This is a genomic window from Ancylomarina sp. (assembly GCF_041555295.1).
Classification (GTDB): Bacteria; Bacteroidota; Bacteroidia; order Bacteroidales; family Marinifilaceae; genus Ancylomarina.
Genome location: NZ_JBFFKR010000305.1, coordinates 1 through 3,683 on the forward strand (window position 1 = coordinate 1; position 3,683 = coordinate 3,683).

3 protein-coding genes are annotated in these 3,683 nt (G+C 34.5%); all 3 read left to right on the forward strand.

Annotated features, from left to right (window positions below; all coding sequences use genetic code 11):
• A partial coding sequence (locus ABY905_RS15030; RefSeq protein WP_372645327.1) for a toprim domain-containing protein occupies positions 1–216 on the forward strand: 216 nt, incomplete at its 5' end.
• 213 nt (positions 217–429) lie between these two features.
• Positions 430–1,755 carry a dihydrolipoamide acetyltransferase family protein gene (locus ABY905_RS15035; RefSeq protein WP_372645329.1) on the forward strand — a complete coding sequence of 442 codons (1,326 nt, stop codon included), beginning with the start codon at positions 430–432 and terminating at the stop codon, positions 1,753–1,755.
• Positions 1,756–2,079: 324 nt separating this feature from the next.
• A partial coding sequence (locus ABY905_RS15040; RefSeq protein ID WP_372645331.1) for a hypothetical protein occupies positions 2,080–3,683 on the forward strand: 1,604 nt, incomplete at its 3' end.

The following is a 3,683-nucleotide window of genomic DNA, read 5'->3' on the forward strand; positions in this document are numbered from 1 at the left end:
CAAGCAGAAGATTTAACCGAAATAATCTTGGCTCTTAGCACGACAATGGAGGGGGATACAACAAACTTCTATCTTTATAAGAAATTAAAACCTCATCAAGTTCCTATAACAACTATCGCACGTGGAGTATCTATTGGCGATGAATTAGAATATACCGACGAGATCACACTAGGACGTTCTCTTCTAAACAGAGTTCCCTTTGATAAAAGTTTATAAATGTCAATTTCTTGATTCTTCAACCTTAAGGATTTTTCAAACATAAAGCTTATCTTCAAGGAAATAATCAAATTTTTATGATATAGAGAAAACTAATTAGACATTAAAAAAAGGTGATAGACTTTCCTAATAAGACATACTTGTCTTTTACTCTTTTTTAATTAAATTTGTATTCTATTTAGACTAAATAAGCAAACACTAAACAAAATCAATATGGCAAAATACGAAATCTTTCTTCCAGCAATGGGTGAAGGTATCATTGAAGCTACAATTACAAAGCTCCTAAAAAAAGAAGGCGACTCAGTTGAAGAAGAAGATTCAATTATGGAAATCGCAACTGATAAAGTTGACTCTGAAATTCCTGCACCAGCAAGTGGTATTATTGCAAAAATTTTATTTGAAGAAGGTGATGTTCCCAAAGTTGGTGATATCGTTGCAATAATAACAACTGATGGGGAAAATATTGATGATACAGATGCATCTCCTAAAAAAGAAGAAAAAGAAGAAAAAGAAGAAACTCCTATTGAAAGCGCAGAGCCTCAATTTACTCTTATAACTGAGGCTCCTGAAGTGAGTGAACCTATGAAAGCCAAAACTGAAAATGGCAATTTCATTTCACCACTTGTTCGTACGATTGCTAAGGCTGAAAACATCACAAATGAAGAACTAAACACACTTGTTGGTTCTGGTGAATCTAATCGAATTACGAAGAAGGATATTCTACAATATATCGAAAACCGCAAGACAGCTAAAAAAGCCGAACCAGTAGTTATACCTTCAGCTCCTGCTCCAAAAGTAAGTGCTACTGAGCACAAATCTTATGCAGGACAAAACGTTGAAATTATTGAAATGGATCGTATGAGAAAATTGATTTCTCATCACATGACCAATTCTCTGCAAGTCTCAGCTCACGTTACGTCTTTTATTGATGTTGATGTCACCCCAATTGTGCAGTGGAGAGACAAGGTGAAAAATGATTTCTTGAAAAAACATAATCAGAAGTTAACTTATACACCAATCTTTGTTGAAGCAGTTACTAAGGCTATTCAAGACTATCCCCTAATTAATGTTTCTGTCGATGGGGATAAGATTATCAAAAAGAATTTTGTAAACATTGGAATGGCTACAGCTTTGCCTAATGGTAACTTAATTGTACCAGTAATTAAAGATGCTAATGAGAAGAATCTAATTGGTTTAAGTAAATCTGTTAACGATCTTGCAAACCGAGCTAGAGCGAACCAGTTAAAACCTGATGACATTCAAGGAAGCACATTCACAATCACGAACTTAGGAGCATTTGGAAGTACGACGGGTACACCAATTATCAATCAGCCTGAAGTTGCCATTTTAGCAATTGGTGCTATCAAAAAGAAGCCAGCAGTTATCGAAACACCTCTCGGCGATACGATTGGTATTAGACATATCATGGTTCTTTCATTATCATACGACCATCGTGTTGTTGATGGAGGACTTGGTGGCATGTTTTTGAAAAGAGTAGCTGAGAATCTTGAAAATTTCGATACGACCCAATTACTTTAATAAAAAATTAGAGATATAAAACTCTAAGACAGAACATAAAATGCCAATTAAAAGAAAACGCAGATCTTGATTTCTGCGTTTTTTTTATGCAAAAAAATCAAAGTTTTTTATATCTTGCATTGTTCAGTGGCAACATGAGATGTCACAACGTATGTCCGTATTTTATTTAACAAAATTAGACTATAGAAGTCCTGAGAATTTTTAAAAGGATTTATTCCAAATAACCTTCGAAATCCTCAAAATTTTTACACGTCTTTTGGCAATTAAATAGGATACCAATCTCTCATTTTATATGATAACTCATTGTCTATAATATTTAAACATATGCTAAAGTTGAATTCTGGAATTCACAAAACAACATCCACTCAACTTTTAAGAACCTTTTTGTTCTTTATAATTATAGCAATAGGTGTCAATACTAGTTTTGCCAACAACTCTCTCTCCACCACCGACAAAACAAGTAATCGTAAAAAAACAAAAATGGCAAAAATGTATTTTGCCAACAAAAACTATGGTGAAGCCGCACCTGTTTTATACGACTTATTACTTCTTGATAGAAAAAATGCCGATCTCAATAATATGTTGGGTGTTTGTTATTTTAATCTTGAATCTGAAAAGGAAAAATCAACTGAATACCTTGAAAAAGCAATTCGATATACTAAATCGAGAAACAACATTCCACTTGCCTACTATTACAATTTGGGTAAATCATATCATATCAATTACCAATTTAGCAAAGCAATTAGAACCTATAACAATCTCCTAAACCTGGTTCCTCGAGAAGATGTGCAATATATTGCCGAAATTGAACATGAAATTGAAATTTGCAGAAATGCCATTCAACTAACAGAAAACCCTGTCAATATCACGGTTGAAAATTTAGGGAATTCAATTAATACCGAGTATGCGGAACATAGTCCAGGTGTAACTGCTGACGAAACAACCATGGTTTTCACATCAAGGCGTAATGGTACAGGGAGTAAAGTTGATAAGGATGGACAATTCTTCGAAGACATTTATATTTCTCGACAAGTTAATGGTGTTTGGTCAGAACCTAAAGGCATTAGTATTCTGAACACAAAGGATCATGATGCTTCCATTTCCATTTCAGCTGATGGACAAGAAATTTATGTATACAAGGCTGGTTATTATAACAATAATGAATCAAATGGTGGTGATATTTACGTCAGTAAACTAAATGGTGAGAATTGGACCAGACCACAAAAATTACATTCTGATATCAACTCGCCTAGCAAAGAAAGTCATATTTCAGTTTCAGCTGATGGAGGAACCATCTACTTCTCAAGTGATCGCCCAGGCGGTTATGGAAAGATGGATATCTATACCGTTAAAAAACTTCCCAATGGAAAATGGGGACCAGCACAAAATCTGGGTCCCAACATCAATACTATTTACGACGATGAAGCCCCATTTATCCATCACGATGGAACAAGTCTATACTTTAGTTCAAAGGGACACAAAACAATGGGTGGCTTCGATGTATTCAAATCAACATTTGAAAATGGGCGTTGGAAAAAACCTATAAATATTGGTTTCCCTATCAACTCGACTAAAGAAGATATTTACTACACGCCAACTCCTGATGGGAAAAGAGCCTATATGGCTTCATATAGAAAAGGTTCTTATGGTAGAGCTGATATTTTTAAAATTCAAACTCCAGATGCTGATAATACAGGTTTATTCGTACTCAAAGGGAAGTTGATCAACATCAAAGGACAACCTGTAGGCAATGCTAAAATCAAATTAAGTCTTGATAATAAAACGATTGGTTTATATCGTCCAAATACCGCATCAGGCAAGTTCCTTTTCATAATTAATGCTGGAAAACAATACAATTTAGAAATCCGAGCAGAAGGCTATAGACCATTAAGTACAGTTATGAATGTACCAGCCGAATACGCCAATAA